General features: G+C 42.4%; 20 protein-coding genes and 1 pseudogene. 18 read left to right on the top strand and 3 right to left on the bottom strand.

The genetic code is table 11. The annotated features are described in order from the left end of the window. Positions 1-309: 309 nt before the first annotated feature. A pseudogene (locus tag DF216_RS11135) lies at positions 310-411 on the bottom strand (AraC family transcriptional regulator); the annotation flags it as partial. Between DF216_RS11135 and DF216_RS01025 the strand changes: the two are divergent. The 17 genes from DF216_RS01025 (at position 404) to DF216_RS00945 (ending at position 14,506) form a co-directional block, all read left to right on the top strand. Next, positions 404-1,312 (top strand): LysR family transcriptional regulator, encoded by a 909-nt coding sequence (locus DF216_RS01025; RefSeq protein ID WP_129325662.1) that lies wholly within the window; start codon positions 404-406, stop codon positions 1,310-1,312. The pseudogene DF216_RS11135 and the gene DF216_RS01025 sit on opposite strands and share 8 nt — an antisense overlap. Continuing rightward, complete coding sequence (gene lspA, locus DF216_RS01020) at positions 1,309-1,776, top strand: signal peptidase II (RefSeq protein WP_129325661.1); 468 nt, start codon at positions 1,309-1,311, stop codon at positions 1,774-1,776. Before DF216_RS01025 ends, lspA begins: the two co-directional genes overlap by 4 nt. Then, on the top strand, positions 1,760-2,659 hold the full coding sequence (locus DF216_RS01015) for an RluA family pseudouridine synthase (protein ID WP_129325660.1): 900 nt from the start codon (positions 1,760-1,762) through the stop codon (positions 2,657-2,659). Before lspA ends, DF216_RS01015 begins: the two co-directional genes overlap by 17 nt. 101 nt (positions 2,660-2,760) lie before the next feature. Next, positions 2,761-3,870, top strand: a complete 1,110-nt coding sequence (gene proB, locus DF216_RS01010) for a glutamate 5-kinase (RefSeq protein WP_240659309.1) — start codon at positions 2,761-2,763, stop codon at positions 3,868-3,870. Between the two features lie 9 nt (positions 3,871-3,879). Continuing rightward, entirely contained in the window at positions 3,880-5,142 is a 1,263-nt protein-coding gene (locus DF216_RS01005; protein ID WP_129325658.1) for a glutamate-5-semialdehyde dehydrogenase, read from the top strand. Between the two features lie 3 nt (positions 5,143-5,145). Further along, positions 5,146-5,943: a pyrroline-5-carboxylate reductase gene (proC, locus tag DF216_RS01000; RefSeq protein ID WP_129325657.1), complete on the top strand. Its 798-nt coding sequence runs from the start codon at positions 5,146-5,148 to the stop codon at positions 5,941-5,943. A gap of 120 nt (positions 5,944-6,063) precedes the next feature. Next, positions 6,064-6,702 (top strand): dTMP kinase, encoded by a 639-nt coding sequence (gene tmk, locus DF216_RS00995; RefSeq protein ID WP_129325656.1) that lies wholly within the window; start codon positions 6,064-6,066, stop codon positions 6,700-6,702. Further along, complete coding sequence (locus tag DF216_RS00990; RefSeq protein WP_129325655.1) at positions 6,699-7,589, top strand: DNA polymerase III subunit delta'; 891 nt, start codon at positions 6,699-6,701, stop codon at positions 7,587-7,589. Before tmk ends, DF216_RS00990 begins: the two co-directional genes overlap by 4 nt. A gap of 36 nt (positions 7,590-7,625) precedes the next feature. Beyond that, on the top strand, positions 7,626-7,943 hold the full coding sequence (gene yabA / locus DF216_RS00985) for a DNA replication initiation control protein YabA (protein WP_000358227.1): 318 nt from the start codon (positions 7,626-7,628) through the stop codon (positions 7,941-7,943). A gap of 2 nt (positions 7,944-7,945) precedes the next feature. Then, the gene (gene rsmI / locus DF216_RS00980; protein ID WP_129325654.1) at positions 7,946-8,824 is read left to right on the top strand and encodes a 16S rRNA (cytidine(1402)-2'-O)-methyltransferase; all 879 of its coding nucleotides are present in this window, start codon (positions 7,946-7,948) and stop codon (positions 8,822-8,824) included. Between the two features lie 150 nt (positions 8,825-8,974). After that, positions 8,975-10,309, top strand: coding sequence for a methylenetetrahydrofolate--tRNA-(uracil(54)-C(5))-methyltransferase (FADH(2)-oxidizing) TrmFO (gene trmFO, locus DF216_RS00975; protein ID WP_129325653.1), 1,335 nt, complete (start codon positions 8,975-8,977; stop codon positions 10,307-10,309). 83 nt (positions 10,310-10,392) lie between these two features. Next, a complete protein-coding gene (pyrH, locus tag DF216_RS00970; protein ID WP_129325652.1) occupies positions 10,393-11,130 on the top strand; it encodes a UMP kinase in 738 nt (245 codons plus the stop codon). Between the two features lie 8 nt (positions 11,131-11,138). Next, a complete protein-coding gene (gene frr, locus DF216_RS00965) occupies positions 11,139-11,696 on the top strand; it encodes a ribosome recycling factor (protein WP_129325651.1) in 558 nt (185 codons plus the stop codon). A 59-nt stretch (positions 11,697-11,755) separates the two neighbouring features. Continuing rightward, positions 11,756-12,610 (top strand): RNA-binding virulence regulatory protein CvfB, encoded by an 855-nt coding sequence (gene cvfB, locus DF216_RS00960; RefSeq protein WP_129325650.1) that lies wholly within the window; start codon positions 11,756-11,758, stop codon positions 12,608-12,610. An 11-nt stretch (positions 12,611-12,621) separates the two neighbouring features. Then, complete coding sequence (locus DF216_RS00955; RefSeq protein WP_129325649.1) at positions 12,622-13,227, top strand: GrpB family protein; 606 nt, start codon at positions 12,622-12,624, stop codon at positions 13,225-13,227. Beyond that, on the top strand, positions 13,224-13,439 hold the full coding sequence (locus DF216_RS00950; RefSeq protein ID WP_001232085.1) for a YozE family protein: 216 nt from the start codon (positions 13,224-13,226) through the stop codon (positions 13,437-13,439). The genes DF216_RS00955 and DF216_RS00950 overlap by 4 nt, the downstream gene beginning before the upstream one ends. 80 nt (positions 13,440-13,519) lie before the next feature. After that, entirely contained in the window at positions 13,520-14,506 is a 987-nt protein-coding gene (locus tag DF216_RS00945) for a PhoH family protein (RefSeq protein ID WP_129325648.1), read from the top strand. 248 nt (positions 14,507-14,754) lie between these two features. On the opposite strand, the gene DF216_RS00940 is transcribed toward DF216_RS00945, so the two are convergent. Together DF216_RS00940 and DF216_RS00935 are read right to left on the bottom strand one after the other, a co-directional pair. Then, entirely contained in the window at positions 14,755-15,225 is a 471-nt protein-coding gene (locus DF216_RS00940; protein WP_001043005.1) for an arginine repressor, read from the bottom strand. A gap of 16 nt (positions 15,226-15,241) precedes the next feature. Beyond that, a complete protein-coding gene (locus DF216_RS00935) occupies positions 15,242-17,515 on the bottom strand; it encodes a Xaa-Pro dipeptidyl-peptidase (RefSeq protein ID WP_129325647.1) in 2,274 nt (757 codons plus the stop codon). 266 nt (positions 17,516-17,781) lie between these two features. Between DF216_RS00935 and DF216_RS00930 the strand changes: the two genes are divergently transcribed. Then, positions 17,782-20,883 carry a DNA polymerase III subunit alpha gene (locus tag DF216_RS00930; protein WP_129325646.1) on the top strand — a complete coding sequence of 1,034 codons (3,102 nt, stop codon included), beginning with the start codon at positions 17,782-17,784 and terminating at the stop codon, positions 20,881-20,883. Positions 20,884-20,950: the final 67 nt, after the last annotated feature.

Genomic DNA, 20,950 nt, shown 5'->3' with positions numbered 1-20,950 from the left:
CTAATTTAAGTAAAGGATTTAGTTCTGTATTGTACAGGGCCAAGTCCTTTTAGTTTGACTTTAAGTGGGTAAGGAATCCAGTGGGAGTTGACCTTCTCAAGGTTTGCTAATGATTAAATATCTTTGAGTTGAAAGTAAAACAACATTTTTTGAAAGCTTTTTTAAACGGGCTCTTTATTCCCCTAATTTATGATTTTAGACTCTATTGTCATAACAGATAACTTCTAAAAGAATGTATTCTTGTGTCGAACTTCTGGGAAATTATAGATGAAATCTTATGTTTTTATTAGCTCTATATACCCGATTTGAGTGTAGTTGAATTTTATGATGGATATTCTTTTTCCTTTGTGGAAAACTTCTGAATTATGGTATAATGAACAGATAGAGAAGTTGGGGGTAAAAGATGAACATTCAACAATTACGCTATGTTGTGGCTATTGCCAATAGTGGTACTTTCCGTGAAGCTGCTGAAAAGATGTATGTTAGTCAGCCGAGTCTGTCAATTTCTGTTCGTGATTTGGAAAAAGAGCTAGGTTTTAAGATTTTTCGTCGGACCAGCTCAGGGACTTTCTTGACCCGTCGTGGTATGGAATTTTACGAGAAAGCGCAGGAATTGGTCAAAGGATTTGATGTTTTTCAAAATCAGTATGCCAATCCTGAGGAAGAAAAAGATGAATTCTCTATTGCTAGTCAGCACTATGACTTCTTACCACCAACTATTACGGCTTTTTCAGAGCGCTATCCTGACTATAAGAGCTTCCGTATTTTTGAGTCTACTACAGTTCAAATCTTAGACGAAGTAGCTCAGGGTCACAGTGAGATTGGGATTATCTACCTCAACAACCAAAACCAAAAGGGCATCATGCAACGGGTTGAAAAATTAGGTCTCGAAGTCATTGAGCTGATTCCTTTTCATACCCACATCTATCTGCGTGAAGGACATCCCTTGGCGGAAAAAGAAGAACTGGTCATGGAGGATTTAGCTGATTTACCAACAGTTCGCTTTACTCAGGAAAAGGACGAGTACCTTTACTATTCAGAGAACTTTGTCGATACCAGTGCTAGCTCCCAGATGTTCAATGTGACGGACCGTGCTACCTTGAACGGTATTTTGGAGCGGACGGATGCTTATGCGACTGGGTCTGGATTTTTAGATAGTGACAGTGTTAATGGCATTACAGTTATTCGTCTCAAGGATAATTTAGATAACCGCATGGTTTATGTCAAACGTGAAGAAGTGGAGCTGAGTCAAGCTGGGACACTCTTCGTTGAGGTTATGCAAGAATATTTTGATCAGAAGAGGAAATCATGAAAAAAAGAGGAATAGTGGCAGTGATTGTACTGCTTTTGATTGGGCTGGATCAGTTGGTCAAAAATTATGTTGTCCAGCAGATTCCACTGGGTGAGGTGCGCTCTTGGATACCCAGTCTCGTTAGCTTGACCTATCTGCAAAATCGTGGGGCGGCTTTTTCCATGTTGCAAGACCAGCAGTGGCTATTTGCTGTCATTACACTGGTCGTCATGGTCGGTGCTATTTGGTATCTACATAAACACATGGAGGATTCTCTCTGGCTGGTTTTTGGACTGACTTTGATAATCGCGGGAGGTCTAGGCAACTTTATCGACAGAATGAGTCAAGGTTTTGTGGTGGATATGTTTCACCTAGACTTTATCAACTTTGCGATTTTTAATGTGGCTGATAGCTATTTGACGGTTGGTGTCATCGTTTTATTAATTGCAATGCTTAAAGAGGAAGTAAATGGAAATAAAAATTGAAACGGGTGGGCAACGTCTTGATAAGGCTCTGTCGGACCTGACAGAATTATCACGTAGTCTCGCTAATGAACAAATCAAAGCAGGACAAGTTTTGGTCAATGGCCAAGTCAAGAAAGCTAAATACACTGTCCAAGAGGGGGATGTCGTCACTTATCATGTGCCAGAACCAGAGGTTTTGGAGTATGTTGCCGAGGACCTTCCTCTGGAAATTATCTACCAAGATGAGGACGTAGCCGTTGTCAATAAGCCACAGGGTATGGTGGTTCATCCCAGCGCCGGTCATACCAGTGGAACCTTGGTCAATGCCCTCATGTACCATATCAAGGACTTATCAGGTATCAATGGGGTTCTCCGCCCAGGAATCGTTCACCGCATTGACAAGGATACGTCAGGTCTTCTCATGATTGCTAAGAATGATGAGGCCCACTTAGCACTTGCCCAAGAACTCAAGGATAAAAAGTCTCTCCGCAAATATTGGGCGATTGTTCATGGCAATCTTCCCAATGATCGTGGTGTGATTGAAGCGCCGATTGGTCGGAGTGAAAAAGACCGTAAGAAACAGGCTGTGACTGCTAAAGGGAAGCCAGCAGTGACCCGTTTTCAGGTCTTGGAACGTTTTGGTAATTATAGTTTGCTCGAGTTGCAACTGGAGACAGGGCGTACCCACCAAATTCGTGTTCACATGGCTTATATTGGCCATCCCGTCGCTGGGGATGAGGTCTATGGTCCTCGCAAGACCTTGAAAGGACATGGACAATTTCTCCATGCTAAAACTCTAGGTTTTACCCATCCGAGAACAGGTGAGACCTTGGAATTCACAGCAGATATTCCAGAGATTTTTAAAGAAACGCTGGAAAGATTGCGTCAAACTGAGAATAGATAAAAGAGTTGAGATGCCTTGTCTCAACCTTTTTTATTTCAAGTCTTTTCTATTTTAAAGCATTCATGTTATAATGGATAAATATGAAGAATCGGAGTGAGAATATGAACTACAAACGAATCGTCTTTAAGGTGGGGACTTCGTCCTTGACAAATGAAGACGGAAGTTTATCAAGGAGTAAAGTAAAGGCCATTACCCAACAATTAGCTATGTTGCATGAAGCTGGGCATGAGTTGATTTTGGTATCTTCTGGGGCAGTAGCGGCTGGCTTTGGAGCTTTGGGTTTTAAAAAACGTCCGACCAAGATTGCAGATAAGCAGGCTTCGGCTGCAGTAGGACAAGGTTTGCTCCTAGAAGAATACACAACCAACCTCCTCATGCGCCAAATCGTCTCTGCGCAAATCTTGCTGACACAGGATGATTTTGTAGATAAACGTCGCTATAAGAATGCCCATCAGGCCTTGTCTGTATTGCTTCATCGTGGTGCCATTCCTATCATCAACGAGAATGACAGTGTTGTTATTGCTGAACTCAAGGTTGGGGACAATGATACTCTAAGTGCTCAGGTAGCGGCTATGGTTCAAGCTGACCTTTTGGTTCTCTTGACAGATGTGGACGGTCTCTATACTGGAAATCCCAACTCAGATCCAAGAGCCAAACGTCTTGAGAAAATCGAGACTATCAATCGTGAGATTATTGATATGGCTGGTGGAGCAGGTTCGTCTAATGGTACTGGGGGTATGCTAACAAAAATCAAAGCAGCTACGATCGCAACGGAGTCAGGGGTGCCAGTCTATATCTGCTCGTCCATGAAATCAGATGCCTTGATTGAGGCAGCGGAAGAGACCAAGGATGGTTCTTTCTTTGTTGCGCAAGAGAAGGGACTTCGTACTCAGAAACAATGGCTAGCCTTCTATGCTCAAAGTCAGGGAACGATTTGGGTAGATGGTGGAGCTGCAGAAGCACTTTCAAAAAACGGAAAAAGTCTCCTTTTATCAGGTGTGGTAGAAGTGGAAGGCAACTTCTCTTACCATGATATTGTTACAGTAGCAGATAAAGAAACAGGTCAATCTCTTGGAAAGGGACGAGTCCAATTTGGTGTCTCAGCCCTAGAAGATATGCTCCGTTCTCAAAAAGTCAAGGGAGTCTTGATTCACCGTGATGACTGGATTTCCATCACTCCTGAAATCCAGCTACTCTTTACAGAATTTTAGAGGTGAGCGATGGTAAGGATACAAGAACAATTTGAACAAGTACAGGCTGTTAAAAAGTCGATCAACACAGCCAGTGAAGCAGTGAAAAACCAAGCCTTGCTAGCCATGGCTGATCATTTATTGGCAGCTACTGAGGAGATTTTAGCGGCCAATGCCCTCGATATGGTATCAGCCAAGGGGAAAATTTCAGATGTCATGCTGGACCGTCTTTATTTGGATGCGGGACGTATAGAAGCGATGGCAAGAGGGATTCGTGAAGTGGTTACTTTACCAGATCCCATTGGTGAAGTCCTAGAGACAAGTCATCTTGATAATGGCTTGCTTATTACCAAGAAACGTGTGGCTATGGGTGTTATCGGTATTATCTATGAAAGCCGTCCAAATGTGACATCTGACGCGGCTGCCTTGGCTCTTAAGAGTGGAAATGCGGTCGTTCTTCGTAGTGGTAAAGATGCCTATCAAACTGCCCATGCTATTGTCTCAGCTTTGAAGAAGGGCTTGGAGACGACTACCATTCATCCTGATGTGATTCAACTAGTGGAAGATATCAGTCGAGAAAGTAGCTATGCCATGATGAAGGCTAAGGGTTATCTAGACCTTCTCATTCCTCGTGGAGGGGCTGGTTTGATCAATGCCGTGGTTGAAAATGCTATCGTGCCTGTTATTGAGACAGGAACTGGGATTGTCCATGTCTATGTAGATAAGGATGCAGACGAAGACAAGGCTCTAGCCATCATCAACAATGCTAAAACCAGTCGTCCTTCTGTCTGCAATGCTATGGAGGTTCTGCTGGTTCATGAAGACAAGGCAGCAAGCTTCCTTCCTCGTTTGGAGCAAGTTCTGGTTACAGATAGAAAAGAAGTTGGACTGGAACCGATTCAATTCCGCCTAGATAGCAAAGCAAGTCAGTTTCTTTCAGGTCGAGCAGCTGAGGCTCAAGACTTTGACACCGAGTTTTTAGACTATATCTTAGCGGTTAAGGTCGTTAGCAGTTTAGAAGAAGCGGTTGCGCATATTGAAGCCCACAGTACCCATCATTCGGATGCCATTGTGACAGAAAATGCTGAATCTGCGGCTTACTTTACAAATCAAGTGGACTCTTCAGCGGTTTATGTCAATGCCTCAACGCGTTTCACTGATGGTGGGCAATTTGGGCTTGGATGTGAGATGGGGATTTCTACTCAGAAACTGCATGCGCGTGGTCCAATGGGCCTGAAAGAGTTGACTAGCTACAAGTATGTGGTTACTGGTGACGGACAGATAAGGGAGTAAGAGATGAAGATTGGATTTATCGGTTTGGGGAATATGGGAGCTAGCTTGGCCAAGGCTGTCTTGCAGGCCAAGACGGGTGCTCAGATTCTCCTTGCCAATCGTAGTCAAACCAAGGTGGATGCTTTCATTGCTAACTTCGGTGGTCAGGCTTCCAGCAATGAAGAAATTTTTGCAGAAGCAGATGTGGTTTTTCTAGGAGTTAAGCCTGCTCAGTTTTCTGAACTGCTTGCTCAATATCAGACCATCCTTGAAAAAAGAGAGAGTCTTCTTTTGATTTCAATGGCGGCTGGATTGACCTTGGAAAAACTGGCAAGACTTCTTCCGAGTCACCACCGAATCATTCGCATTATGCCCAATACTCCAGTGGCTATCGGCCAAGGAGTGATTAGTTATGCCATGTCCGCAAACTGTCGTGCTGAGGACAGTGAACTCTTTTGTCAATTATTAGCCAAGGCTGGTCTCTTGGTTGATCTTGGAGATGGCTTAATCGATGCAGCGACAGGTCTCGCAGGTTGTGGACCAGCTTTTGTCTATCTCTTTATCGAGGCTATGGCAGATGCGGGTGTACAGACAGGATTGCCACGAGAAATGGCTTTGAAAATGGCAGCCCAAACAGTAGTCGGCGCTGGACAAATGGTCCTCGAAAGTCAGCAACATCCTGGAGTCTTGAAAGACCAAGTTTGTAGCCCAGGAGGTTCGACTATCGCTGGTGTAGCAAGTCTGGAAGAACATGCCTTTAGAGGCACAGTCATGGATGCAGTTCATCAAGCCTATAAACGAACACAAGAACTAGGTAAATGAGAGGTTGGATGAATTCCAGCCTCTTTTATGGTCGATTGAATAGAGAGGACGCAAAAAGATTGTCACAAAACCCCATTTTTTTGATAGAATAGAAGGTAGAAAAAAAGAAATGAGTTAGACATGTCAAAAGGATTTTTAGTCTCTCTTGAGGGACCAGAGGGAGCAGGAAAGACCAGTGTTTTAGAGGCTTTACTCCCAATTTTAGAGGAAAAAGGAGTAGAGGTGCTGACAACTCGTGAGCCAGGCGGAGTCTTGATTGGGGAGAAGATTCGTCAAGTGATTTTGGATCCAAGTCATACTCAGATGGATCCTAAAACAGAGCTCCTTCTCTATATCGCTAGTCGCAGACAGCACTTGGTGGAAAAAGTTCTGCCTGCTCTTCAAGCTGGTAAGTTGGTCATTATGGACCGCTTTATCGATAGTTCCGTTGCTTATCAGGGATTTGGTCGTGGCTTGGATATTGAAGCCATTGATTGGCTCAATCACTTTGCAACAGATGGTCTCAAACCCGATTTGACACTCTATTTTGACATCGAGGTGGAAGAAGGAATGGCTCGCATTGCTGCTAATAGCAATCGTGAGGTCAATCGTTTGGACTTGGAAGGTTTGGACTTGCATAAAAAAGTCCGTCAAGGCTACCTTTCTCTTCTGGAAAAAGAAGGAAATCGTATTGCCAAGATTGATGCCAGTCTCCCTTTGGAGGAGGTTGTGGAAACTACCAAGGCTATCTTGTTTGAGAGAATGGGATTGGCAAAATGAAACAAGATCAACTAAAGGCTTGGCAACCAGAGCAGTTTGACCGTTTTGTCCGTATCCTAGAACAAGGGCAGCTCAATCACGCCTACCTTTTTTCAGGTTTCTTTGGAAGTTTGGAAATGGCGCAATTTTTAGCTAAGAGCCTCTTTTGTAGGGATAAGGTAGGTGTTTTACCGTGTGAGAAATGCCGAAATTGCAAGCTGATTGAACAGGAAGAATTTCCCGATGTCACCTTGATTAAGCCAGTCAATCAGGTCATCAAGACAGAACGGATTCGAGAATTGGTGGGGCAGTTTTCCCAAGCAGGGATTGAAAGCCAGCAACAGGTCTTTATCATCGAGCAGGCGGAGAAAATGCATCCCAACGCAGCCAACTCTCTGCTTAAGGTCATTGAAGAACCCCAGAGTGAAGTTTACATTTTTTTCTTAACCAGTGATGAGGAAAAGATTTTACCGACCATTCGTAGTCGGACCCAGATTTTTCACTTTAAAAAGCAAGAAGAAAAGCTCATCCATCAATTAGAACAAGCCGGTCTGGTCAAGAAAAAAGCGATTCTCTTAGCTCAGTTTAGTCAATCACAAGCTGAAGCTGAAAAGTTGGTAAATCAGGCAAGCTTTTGGACTATAGTTGATGAAAGCGAGCGCTTACTGACCTGGTTAGTAGCCAAGAAAAAAGAAAGTTATCTCCAAGTAGCTAAATTAGCGAGTTTGGCAGATGACAAGGAAAAACAAGATCAGGTTTTGCGCATCCTCGAAGTTCTCTGTGGACAGGATTTCTTGCAAGCAAGGATTCGTCAGATTTTACAAGATTTGCTAGAAGCTAGAAAAATGTGGCAAGCCAATGTTAGCTTTCAAAATGCCATGGAATATCTGGTCTTGAAAGAAATATAAACTCAATGAAGAATAAAGAAAGGAAAGGGCTGGTTTATGGATAAGAAAGAATTATTTGATGCGCTGGACGATTTTTCCCAACAGTTATTGGTGACCTTGGCCGATGTGGAAGCCATCAAGAAAAATCTCAAGAGCCTGGTAGAGGAAAATACAGCTCTTCGCTTGGAAAATAGTAAGTTACGAGAACGCTTAGGTGAGGTGGAAGCAGATGCTCCCGTCAAGGCCAAGCATGTTCGTGAAAGCGTCCGTAGGATTTATAAGGACGGGTTTCATGTATGTAATGATTTTTATGGACAGCGTCGAGAGCAGGACGAGGAATGTATGTTCTGTGACGAGTTGTTGTATAGGGAGTAGGCATGCAAATTCAAAAAAGTTTTAAGGGGCAGTCTCCCTATGGCAAACTTTACCTAGTAGCAACGCCGATTGGCAATCTAGACGATATGACCTTTCGTGCCATCCAGACATTGAAAGAGGTGGACTGGATTGCTGCTGAGGACACGCGCAATACTGGTCTTTTGCTCAAGCATTTTGATATTCAAACCAAGCAGATCAGTTTTCATGAGCACAATGCCAAGGAAAAAATTCCTGATTTGATTGGTTTTCTGAAAGCGGGGCAGAGTATTGCTCAGGTTTCGGATGCGGGGCTGCCTAGCATATCGGATCCTGGTCACGATTTAGTCAAGGCAGCCATCGAGGAAGAGATTGCTGTTGTCACGGTTCCAGGTGCCTCTGCTGGGATTTCAGCCTTGATTGCTAGTGGTTTAGCGCCACAACCACATATCTTTTATGGTTTTTTACCGAGAAAATCAGGCCAGCAAAAGCAATTTTTCGACTCAAAAAAAGAGTATCCAGAAACTCAGATTTTCTACGAATCACCCCATCGTGTGGCAGATACATTAGAAAATATGCTAGAAGTCTACGGTGACCGCTCAGTAGTCTTGGTTAGAGAATTATCCAAAATCTATGAAGAATACCAAAGAGGAAAGATCTCTGAATTGCTGGAAAGCATGGCTGAAACTTCACTCAAAGGCGAGTGCCTTCTCATCGTTGAAGGTGCTAGTCAGGATGTGGAGGAAAAAGACGAGGAGGACTTGTTCTTAGAAATTCAAGCTCGTATCCAGCAAGGCATGAAGAAAAATCAAGCTATTAAGGAAGTTGCGAAACTCTACCAGTGGAATAAAAGTCAGCTCTACGCAGCCTACCACGAATGGGAAAAAAATCAAGAAAATGACTAAACAGGGAAGTTTGCCTTCTTCCCTTTTTTTGTTATACTAGTAAGAGTGATTATCTATAGAAAGCTTATGGGAGGCTGTTACTAATAGCTAAGAAAAGGAGGAGCGAATTGTTCTCTTCGGATTTTACTCTCATAATGGTAAAAAAGTCTTATGTCTCAATCTTATATCAATGTTATCGGTGCAGGTTTAGCGGGGTCTGAAGCTGCCTACCAAATTGCAGAACGTGGTATTCCAGTTAAACTCTATGAAATGCGTGGTGTCAAGTCAACACCCCAGCACAAAACAGACAATTTTGCAGAGTTGGTTTGTTCCAATTCTCTTCGTGGAGATGCTCTAACCAATGCTGTTGGGCTTCTCAAGGAAGAAATGCGTCGCTTGGGTTCGGTCATCTTGGAATCTGCTGAGGCTACTCGTGTTCCTGCAGGAGGAGCTCTTGCAGTGGATCGTGACGGTTTCTCTCAAATGGTGACCGAGAAAGTAGCCAACCATCCCTTGATTGAGGTGGTGCGTGATGAAATTACAGAATTACCGACAGATGTTATTACGGTTGTCGCTACTGGTCCTTTGACCAGCGACGCCCTAGCTGAAAAGATTCATGCCCTTAATGGCGGCGATGGCTTCTATTTCTACGATGCGGCGGCACCTATCATCGATGTCAACACCATTGATATGAGTAAGGTTTATCTCAAGTCCCGTTATGATAAGGGAGAAGCGGCCTATCTCAACGCTCCTATGACCAAACAAGAGTTTATGGATTTCCATGAAGCCTTGGTTCATGCGGAAGAAGCTCCTCTCAATTCTTTTGAAAAAGAAAAGTACTTTGAAGGTTGTATGCCGATCGAAGTCATGGCCAAGCGTGGTATTAAAACTATGCTTTATGGTCCTATGAAGCCAGTTGGTCTGGAGTATCCAGATGACTACACAGGCCCGCGTGATGGTGAATTTAAAACACCTTATGCGGTTGTCCAGCTCCGTCAGGATAATGCGGCTGGTAGCCTCTACAATATCGTCGGTTTCCAGACCCACCTCAAATGGGGAGAACAAAAGCGTGTCTTCCAAATGATTCCAGGTCTTGAAAATGCTGAGTTCGTCCGTTATGGGGTTATGCACCGCAATTCTTACATGGATTCACCAAATCTTCTTGAGCAGACCTATCGTTCTAAGAAACAGTCCAATCTCTTCTTTGCTGGTCAGATGACGGGTGTGGAAGGCTATGTCGAGTCAGCAGCTTCAGGCTTAGTTGCAGGTATTAACGCGGCTCGTCTTTTCAAGGGAGAAAGCGCAGCTATTTTCCCAGAGACAACAGCGATTGGCAGTCTGGCTCATTACATCACCCATGCGGACAGCAAGCATTTCCAACCGATGAATGTCAATTTCGGGATTATCAAGGAGTTGGAAGGTGAGCGTATCCGTGATAAGAAGGATCGTTATGAAAAAATTGCAGAGCGTGCTCTTGCTGACTTAGAGGAATTTTTAACTGTCTAATTTTTTTGAAAGAATTGCTCATGATACTATAAAAATCTTAGAAATTGTGATAAAATAGGTAGGATGAAAAAAGGAGAGTAAAAATGGCGAACCCCAAGTATAAACGTATTTTAATCAAGTTATCAGGTGAAGCCCTTGCAGGCGAACGTGGCGTAGGAATTGATATCCCAACAGTTCAAAAAATTGCAAAAGAGATTCAAGAAGTTCATAGTCTAGGGATCGAAATTGCCCTTGTAATTGGTGGAGGAAATCTCTGGCGTGGTGAACCTGCTGCTGAGGCAGGTATGGACCGCGTTCAGGCAGATTACACTGGAATGCTTGGGACCGTTATGAATGCTCTTGTAATGGCAGATTCATTGCAGCAAGTTGGTGTAGATACGCGTGTGCAGACAGCTATTTCTATGCAACAAGTGGCTGAACCTTACGTACGTGGACGTGCCCTTCGTCATCTTGAAAAAGGCCGTATCGTTATCTTTGGTGCCGGAATTGGTTCACCTTACTTCTCAACCGATACAACAGCGGCACTTCGTGCAGCTGAAATCGAAGCAGATGCCATCCTTATGGCTAAAAATGGTGTCGACGGTGTTTACAATGCCGATCCTAAGAAAGACAAGACAGCCGTTAAGTTTGAAGAATTGACTCACCGTGATGTTATCAATAAAGGTCTTCGTATCATGGACTCAACCGCTTCAACCCTCTCAATGGATAACGACATTGACTTGGTTGTCTTCAACATGAACCAACCAGGCAACATCAAACGTGTCGTATTTGGTGAAAATATCGGAACAACAGTTTCAAATAATATCGAAGAAAAGGAATAAGAAAGATTATGGCTAACGCAATTATTGAAAAAGCTAAAGAGAGAATGACTCAGTCTCACCACTCACTTGCTCGTGAATTTGGTGGTATCCGTGCCGGTCGTGCCAATGCAAGCTTGCTGGACCGTGTCTATGTAGAATACTATGGAGTCGAAACTCCTCTTAACCAAATTGCTTCAATTACTATTCCAGAAGCGCGTGTCTTGTTGGTAACACCATTTGACAAGTCTTCATTGAAAGACATCGAACGTGCCTTGAACGCTTCTGATCTTGGTATTACACCAGCTAATGACGGCTCTGTGATCCGCTTGGTTATCCCAGCTCTTACTGAGGAAACACGTCGTGACCTTGCTAAAGAAGTGAAGAAGGTCGGTGAAAATGCCAAAGTAGCTGTTCGTAACATCCGTCGTGACGCTATGGATGAAGCAAAGAAACAAGAAAAAGCAAAAGAAATCACTGAAGACGAATTGAAGACTCTTGAAAAAGATATTCAAAAAGTAACAGACGATGCTGTCAAACACATCGACGACATGACTGCCAACAAAGAAAAAGAACTCTTGGAAGTCTAAAAATAAACAGAAAAACTCAGTTGGCATTGCTGGCTGAGTTTTATTCGAAAGAAGGAAATATGAATACAAATCTTGCAAGTTTTATCGTTGGACTCATCATCGATGAAAATGACCGTTTTTACTTTGTGCAAAAGGATGGTCAAACCTATGCACTTGCCAAGGAAGAAGGTCAACATACAGTAGGGGATACGGTCAAAGGTTTTGCCTACACGGATATGAAGCAAAAACTCCGCTTGACCACTCTAGAAGTGACTGCGACTCAGGACCAATTTGGTTGGGGAACCGTAACAGAAGTTCGTAAAGACTTGGGTGTCTTTGTGGATACAGGTCTACCTGACAAGGAAATCGTTGTGTCACTCGATATTCTCCCTGAACTTAAGGAACTCTGGCCTAAGAAGGGTGACCAACTCTACATCCGTCTTGAGGTGGACAAGAAAGATCGTATCTGGGGACTATTGGCTTATCAAGAAGACTTCCAACGTCTGGCTCGTCCTGCCTACAACAACATGCAGAACCAAAACTGGTCAGCCATTGTTTATCGTCTCAAATTGTCAGGAACCTTTGTCTATCTACCAGAGAATAACATGCTTGGTTTTATCCATCCTAGTGAGCGCTACGCAGAGCCACGTTTGGGACAAGTGTTAGATGCGCGTGTCATTGGTTTCCGTGAGGTTGACCGCACTCTGAACCTCTCCCTCAAGCCGCGTTCATTTGAAATGTTGGAAAATGATGCCCAGATGATTTTGACTTACTTGGAAAGCAATGGCGGTTTCATGACTTTGAATGATAAGTCATCTCCAGAGGACATCAAGACAACCTTTGGCATTTCTAAAGGTCAGTTCAAGAAAGCACTCGGTGGCTTGATGAAGGCTGGTAAAATCAAACAAGACCAGTTTGGGACAGAGTTGATTTAGGCTTTTTAAGTATGATAAAGAAACTTGAAGAAATGAGTTTAGAGGAACTCTGGCAACTTTTTCCTATTTTTCTGGTAGAGCATAAATCAGAGTGGAAAGACTGGTATGAATCGGAAAAAGCAAATCTGAAAAAAATATTGGGTGAAAATGTCATTAAAAGAATAGAACATATCGGTAGCACTGCTATCCCTAATATTTGGGCCAAGAACATCGTTGATATTCTATTAGAAGTAGGCAAAATAGAGGATTTAGCAAAGGTCAGGGATCTATTGGTGAAGAATGGTTGGCTAGTGATGTCGGAGAGTCCTAACAGGATTTCGCTAAATAAAGGCTACACAGAGCAGGGCTTTGCCGAAAAAGTTTTTCATCTACATTTGCGACTGATGGGAGATCATGACGAGATCTATTTTAGAGATTATCTCTGTCAGCATCCAGACATCGCCCAAGCGTATCAGGAATTAAAACTGGATTTGTGGAAAAAATTTGAACACAATCGAGACGCCTATACTGATGCGAAAACGGATTTTATAAACCACTACGTTTCAGAGGCTAAGTCCAGTAATTTTCAAGAATTAGAAAAGTGTCATCAAAAAACTCTTGATAGGAGAAAGAATTGAGAAAATCATTTTACACTTGGCTCATGACCGAGCGCAATCCTAAAAGTAACAGTCCTAAAGCTATCTTGGCAGATCTCGCTTTTGAAGAGTCAGCCTTTCCAAAACACACGGATGATTTTGATGAGGTGAGTCGCTTTTTGGAGGAACATGCCAGTTTCTCTTTCAACCTAGGGGATTTTGACTCTATTTGGCAAGAATACTTAGAACACTAGAGACAATGAGATGAGGCTAGTATTTTATTGTTCTCTTTGTTATAATAAAAAGAAATAAACGGATTAGAGAGGTTCTTTATTTGAAGGAACATTCAATAGACATTCAACTGAGTCATCCAGATGACCTGTTTCATCTTTTTGGTTCCAATGAACGCCATCTTCGTTTGATGGAAGAAGAGCTCGATGTGGTGATTCATGCCCGTACGGAGATTGTTCAGGTTTTGGGAGAAGAGACTGCCTGTGAGGAAGCACGTCAGGTTATCCAAGCATTGATGGTTTTGGTGAATCGAGGAATGACGGTTGGGACACCAGATGTGGTGACTGCGATTAGCATGGTCAAAAACGATGAAATCGATAAGTTTGTCGCCCTTTACGAAGAAGAAATCATCAAGGACAATACTGGGAAACCAATCCGTGTCAAAACCTTGGGTCAAAAGCTTTATGTGGACAGTGTCAAACAGCATGATGTGACCTTTGGAATTGGGCCAGCAGGGACAGGGAAGACCTTTCTTGCAGTGACCTTGGCCGTGACTGCTCTTAAACGTGGGCAGGTTAAGCGGATTATCCTAACTCGTCCAGCAGTTGAGGCAGGAGAGAGTTTAGGTTTTCTTCCGGGTGATCTCAAGGAAAAGGTGGATCCTTACCTTCGACCTGTTTACGATGCCTTGTATCAGATTCTCGGCAAAGACCAAACGACTCGTCTCATGGAGCGTGAAATCATTGAGATTGCGCCCCTTGCCTACATGCGTGGACGGACCTTGGATGATGCTTTTGTTATTCTCGATGAGGCGCAAAATACGACCATCATGCAGATGAAGATGTTCTTGACGCGTTTAGGTTTTAATTCTAAGATGATTGTCAATGGAGATATTAGTCAGATTGACCTACCGCGTAACGTCAAGTCCGGTTTGATTGATGCCCAAGAAAAACTCAAGAACATTCACCAAATTGACTTTGTTCATTTTTCAGCCAAGGATGTGGTTCGTCATCCAGTTGTCGCTCAAATTATCCGGGCCTATGAACCAGCTCCAGTTAAAGATGAAGAAAAGAATCAAGAAGTAGAATAACTTGCATAAAGCCTGAAAGCATAATATTGAGAGAATATATTTTGATCCCCCTTTTATCTTAAGGTGATGAAAATCAATTTCTTAAAGTTGAAGCCATTTCTAACATGAGATCATGTTCATTATAGATTATATGGGATTTTTCCCTATGGTAACAGAGGGTTTATAACCCTTACATTGGTTTTGCATATTGTAGAAATTATACCGTTATAAAACAGAACCCCGTGATTGGATTCATCACGGGGGATTTTTTAGTCATTGAAGAAAAAAGGTGGCGCAAATTTTTTAAGAATTTCAAAGCAAGTCTGTGCTTCTTCAGCATTTTCACAGATAAGAAGGCAGACATCATCACCACATACGGTGGCAATGATTTGTTTAAAATCAAGTGCATCAAGAACAGCTCCAAACGATTGGGCAAGGCCTGGCAAGGTCTTGAGGACAACCTGATGCTGAACAGGGCGTAGCATGACCAAGCCATCTTCCATATAGTTTTCTAGGCGTTTTTCCCATTTGGAGATGGAACCAGTATTTAAAACGTAGTAAGAATGATCTGCTTCGCGAACCTTTGATAGATTCATGGTTTTGATATCGCGTGAGAGAGTGGCCTGTGTGACTTGAATATCATTTTCAGCTAGTAAAGCTTGCAACTCTGCCTGTGTATGAATCTTATTTTTAGCTACAAGTGCACGGATGAGTTGGTGTCTATGTTCAGATTTATTCATATAAAGCTGCCTCCTTTTATGAGGGGATGATGATAGTGGACTGTGCTAAATCAACAGTCAAGTGATAGTCTGTATTATCTCGAATTGTAATCTCAAAGTCTGTTGTATAGAGGACCAAGCGGAGAGTGTCACCTTTTTGAAGTTTGTAGATAGTTGGTTGAAGCTCTAGCTTGAAATCCATCCATTCATTGGGTTGAATTGCTTCAATCCTTAAGAGCTCACTTCGATTTTGCAAATTAAGGTAGCCTTTGGTGATGACACGTTGGGCGCTTGGATTGAATGGCAGTTCACAGAGATTTTCAAGTATGTGGTAGCGACCGTTGTCAATGGTTCTAGCACTTAAAACAGCTGGATAAGGCTGTAGGTACTTCTTTTGTCCAAGTTCTAGCAGTTGGGCAGAAAGTAGACCCTTGTTTGTACTTGATTTGACCCGAAGTTTCAGCTCCACTCGGCCATTTAAATGAATGTCTTGGTTTACTGGAAGGTCAATGGTGATCTGATTGGCTTTTCCTTGGTAAAGTTCTGTGTTAAAGGTTTGGTAAGTCTTGTCATAACGCTCAAAATCTTTTTGACTATACTGGTTTTGAATCACTTTTTCTTCAGTTCCAAGTGAGAAAGTATGCAATTCATCTTGTTTGCCAAAACCATCAAGACTCTGCCATGTTTGCGGTGCTGTATTGTCCTGCCAGATAACAGTAGGAAGTTGATAGCCTGAGTCAAGTCCTAACAATTTCTTACTTAACAAGGCATTCATGGACTCGCGGAAGTCAATCGACTGCCAGTTATTCATATAAACATGAGCACCATGATGGAAAAAGAGGTGCTTTCGAATATTGTCAGGAAGAGCATGAAACATCTGATATACATGAAGTGGTTTGACGTTCCAATCCTGGGAACCATGCGTAAAGACTACCTCAGCTTTAACCTTGTGAGCATTGAGTAGATAGTTGCGGTCATGCCAAAATTGATTGTAGTCACCAGTCTTGCGATCTAATTGTTCTTTTACCTTCTCTAAGTCTGCTTGGTGGGCTTCATTAGCACGGATATAGTCACCGGCTAAGAGATTGCGGGAGTAGGTCAATTCAGCAAGTGAGTCAAAATCCTCACCTGGATAACCACCAGGGCTGGTTACCAGACCATTTTCACGATAGTAGTTATACCAAGAGGAAATACCTGCTTCTGCGATGATTACTTCTAAGCCATCCACACCAGTTGTCGCAAGACCATTGGACATGGTGCCTAGATAGGAAATACCTGTTGTTGCGACTTTTCCGTTTGACCAGTCGGCCTTGACTTGACGTTTGCGTGTGTGATCCGTGAAAGCACGGCAACGGCCATTAAGCCAGTCAATCACATTTTTATATGCTTCAATCTGCTGGTAGTCCCCATTGGTCATGAGACCTTGGGAATCCTTGGTTCCAACACCTGATACATAGAGATTGGCAAATCCTCGTGGGAGGAAGTAATCGTTGAGAGTGTAAGAGCTATTGATGTGAGTTAGCTTTTCCTCAGCCTCAGAGACGAGTTCGGCTTGACCAAGAGGCTCGACTAAATTTAGCTTAGGCTTCTCAAGTTCAATGGTGTGGGGCGGTTTGACCTCAATCTCTCCTTCCATTTTGTAGAGAGCCTTGTCGCTGGCTTTGTCGTTAGTCCCTTGGTGATAAGGGCTTGCAGTCATAACCGCAGGAATTTTTCCTTCATAGCGAGGACGAATAACACTAACCTTGACTAAGTCAGGGAGACCGTCTTTATCAGTATCCACACGACTCTCTACATAAACAACTTCACGAATAACATCGTGACTAGAGAAGGTTGCCAAGCTCTTGCCGTTAAAGTAGTGGTAGTGATTATCTTCTGCAATTAGCCCATCACTAACAAGCTGATCTATGAGTGTATTTCCCTTTTTGGTTCGAGTGTTGAGCAAATGATAGATATTTTCAATCAAATCTCCGTAAATAATAGGAAATCCAGTTTCTTTACGGAATTGTTCAGCATCCCCAAAGTCAATAAGAAAGTTGAAGCCCAAAAGTTGAAAAACTACGGTATAGAAAATATCAGCAGTCAACTCTTTATCAGACTGAAAGAAGCTCAGTAGATCCGTTTCTCTATCTGCAGCTAAAGTGGATAGGGCATAATCCGTGTTAGAATAAGTGAAAAAACTCCAGCGGACAAATTGTTCAAGTTGTTTTTTTGATGCTTGTTCTGGTACCAGCTTCAAACCAAGCTGAGATAACTCGCGTAAAATTTGCGAATGAGAAACAGGCAAGTAGCTGAATTGATTAAAACGCATGGCGCTCTCCTTTAGAAATATTCTAAATTTAGTATATCAAAAATAAGGTAAAAAAGATATTGTTGACCCATGATGAAGTCAATTTAAAAAGAAGCAGAAACATGACTCAAACCATCTTAAAACGTGGAGATTTCAGCACGATAGCATTCAGATTATGAAAACAGTTTAGTTTTATAGGTGAGAGATAAAGGAATGGTCTTCTACCTTTTCATTCTAGTTTTTAAAATGGTATAATAGTAATAAAACGAAAGCAAGGAGGAGATGGAATGATTGCGCAGCTCGACACCAAGACTGTTTACAGTTTTATGGAAAGTGTGGTTTCGATTGAAAAATACGTACAAACAGCTAAAGAGTATGGCTATTCTCACCTTGCTATCATGGATGTGGATAATCTCTATGGAGCCTATCACTTTTTAGAAGTGACTCGGAAATATGGAATCCAACCTTTAATTGGTCTTGAAACGACCTTGATTATAGACGAGAAGGCGACCTCTTTCCGTTTTCTAGCTCTATCTACTAAAGGTTACCAAGAGTTGATGAAGTTATCAACTTTAAAAATGACTGGACGAAATAACTGGTCTGATTTCACCTCCCACCTCGAAGATGTTGCCATTATTGTTCCCTATTTTGATGGAATCGAACAGCTGGATTTGGGACTTGAATATTTTATCGGCGTCAGTCCAGATACTCCTCAAGAGGTCTTTACCAAACCCATTCTTCCACTGTATCAGGTCAACTCTTTTGAGAAAGAAGACATACAGGTTTTGCAAATCTTGTCAGCAATCAAGGATAATGTCAGTCTGAGAGAAGTGGATGTGCATTCACAACAAGGAATCTTTCTACCAGCCTCAGACTTAGAAGCTCGATTTAAAAATCGCTTCCCTCAGGCACTTACCAATCTCCAAGGTGTGATAGAGAATGTTAGCTACCAAATTGATCCAAGTTTAAAACTCCCTCGCTTTAACCCGGAAAGACCAGCGGTAGAAGAACTTAGAGAGAGGGCTGAGCAAGGGTTGATAAGCAAGGGGCTAACCTCAGCTATCTATCGTGAACGACTGAATGAAGAATTAGCTGTGATTCATGATATGGGATTTGACGACTATTTCCTTGTGGTTTGGGATTTGTTGCGTTTTGGACGTTCTCAAGGCTACTATATGGGAATGGGACGAGGCTCAGCTGTAGGTAGCTTGGTAGCCTACTCACTTGACATCACAGGGATTGATCCAGTCGAGAAGAACTTGATTTTCGAGCGCTTTTTAAATCGTGAGCGTTACACCATGCCTGATATTGATATTGACATTCCAGACCTTTATAGACCAGAGTTCATTCGTTATGTTCGTGATCGGTATGGAAGTCAACACGTGGCGCAGATTGTCACTTATTCGACCTTTGGAGCCAAACAAGCAATTCGGGATGTTTTCAAACGTTATGGTGTCCCTGAGTATGAATTAACAAATATTACGAAAAAAATCAGTTTCCGAGATACGCTAACGACAGCTTATGAGAAGAATTTGCAATTTAGGCAGGTCATCAATAGCAAGATTGAATACCAAAAAGCTTTTGAGATTGCTCGAAAGATTGAAGGTTATCCTCGTCAGACCTCTATCCATGCGGCAGGAGTCGTTATGAGTGACCAAGATCTGACAGACTATATTCCTCTAAAATACGGTGAGGACATGCTAATCACTCAATATGATGCACATGCAGTTGAAGCAAATGGCCTTCTAAAAATGGATTTCCTAGGTCTGCGTAACTTGACTTTCGTACAGAAAATGCAGGAATTACTTGCGGAATCAGAGGGCGTTCATCTAAAAATCGAAGAGATTGATCTGGAAGACAAAGAAACCTTAGCTCTCTTTGCTACTGGAAATACGAAAGGTATTTTCCAATTTGAACAACCAGGAGCCATTCGACTCTTGAAACGAGTTCAGCCGCAAGTCTTTGAAGAAGTGGTAGCAACGACATCCCTCAACAGACCTGGTGCTAGTGATTATATCGATAATTTTGTGGCTCGTAAGCATGGCAAAGAAAAGGTGACGGTGCTGGATCCTGCCTTGGAGGACATCCTCTCATCAACCTACGGTATCATGCTCTATCAAGAGCAAGTCATGCAGGTAGCTCAGCGCTTTGGAGGCTTTAGTCTTGGAAAAGCTGACATTCTCAGACGAGCCATGGGTAAGAAAAATGCTAAAGAGATGCATTTGATGAAGGAAGATTTTATCGCTGGTGCAGTTAAACTCGGGCATTCAGAAGAAAAAGCCAATCAAGTTTTTGCAGTGATGGAAAAGTTTGCAGGCTATGGATTTAATAGATCCCACGCCTATGCCTACTCAGCCCTGGCATTTCAGCTTGCTTATTTCAAGACGCATTATCCTGCTATTTTCTTCCAAGTCATGTTGAATTACTCCAGCAGTGATTACATAGTAGATGCTCTGCAGATGGGATTTGAAGTAGCGTCTTTAGCAATCAACAGCATTCCCTATCATGATAAGATTACCCAGAAGACAATCTATCTTGGTTTGAAAGCCATTAAGGGTATGCCAAGAGATTTTTCTTATTGGATTATTGAAAACCGTCCCTTCTCAAGCATTGAAGATTTTGTCACACGTCTTCCAAAGAATTACAAGAAACTATCGCTTTTATCTCCTTTGGTTGAACTTGGGCTCTTTGATGACTTTGACAAGAACCGCCAGAAAATCCTAGTGAACCTACCAAACCTATTTGTCTTTGTTGAGGAGTTGGGAGGACTATTTGCAGATGCAAGCTATAGTTGGACGGAGGCTGATGATTTCTCAGAAGCAGAGAAATTTTACAAGGAGCAGGAACTGATTGGGGTTGGTATCAGTGCTCATCCTATCCAAACGCTTGCCAAACAAGCCCTTTATCCAACGACACCCATTGCTACTCTTACTGAGGGGAGTCAAGCAACACTTCTAGTTGAAGTGCAAAAGCTAAAAGTCATTCGAACCAAGAAGGGCGAAAGCATGGCCTTTCTACAGGTTCATGATAGTAAGTCTCGGATGGATGTGACTGTATTTTCGGATCAGTATCGAAAATTCGCCTCTATCCTATCCGAAGGGAAATTTTACTATATCAATGGGAAGGTTCAATCTCGAGATGGTCGTCTGCAAATGATTGCACAAGATTTGAAAGAAGCAGTGGCTGAGCGATTCTGGATTCAAGTTAAAAATCACGACTACGATAAAGAAATTTCAACTATCTTGGAACAATATAAAGGATCAATTCCTGTTATTATCAGGTATGTAGAGGAAGAAAAAACAATTGTTTCCTCCCGCCATTTTGTAAGAAAAGATTCTACTCTACAGGAAAAATTAGAGGGAATTGCTATGAAAACGATTTATCGCTAAAAATACGGAAAATAGAAGAATTTTCGATTTAAATGTGGTATAATCAGTAAGAATGTTAAAAGAAAAA

It is taken from the genome of Streptococcus oralis (assembly GCF_004127215.1).
Classification (GTDB): Bacteria; Bacillota; Bacilli; order Lactobacillales; family Streptococcaceae; genus Streptococcus; species Streptococcus oralis_BD.
This window is presented reverse-complemented; position numbering and strand designations above follow the sequence as displayed.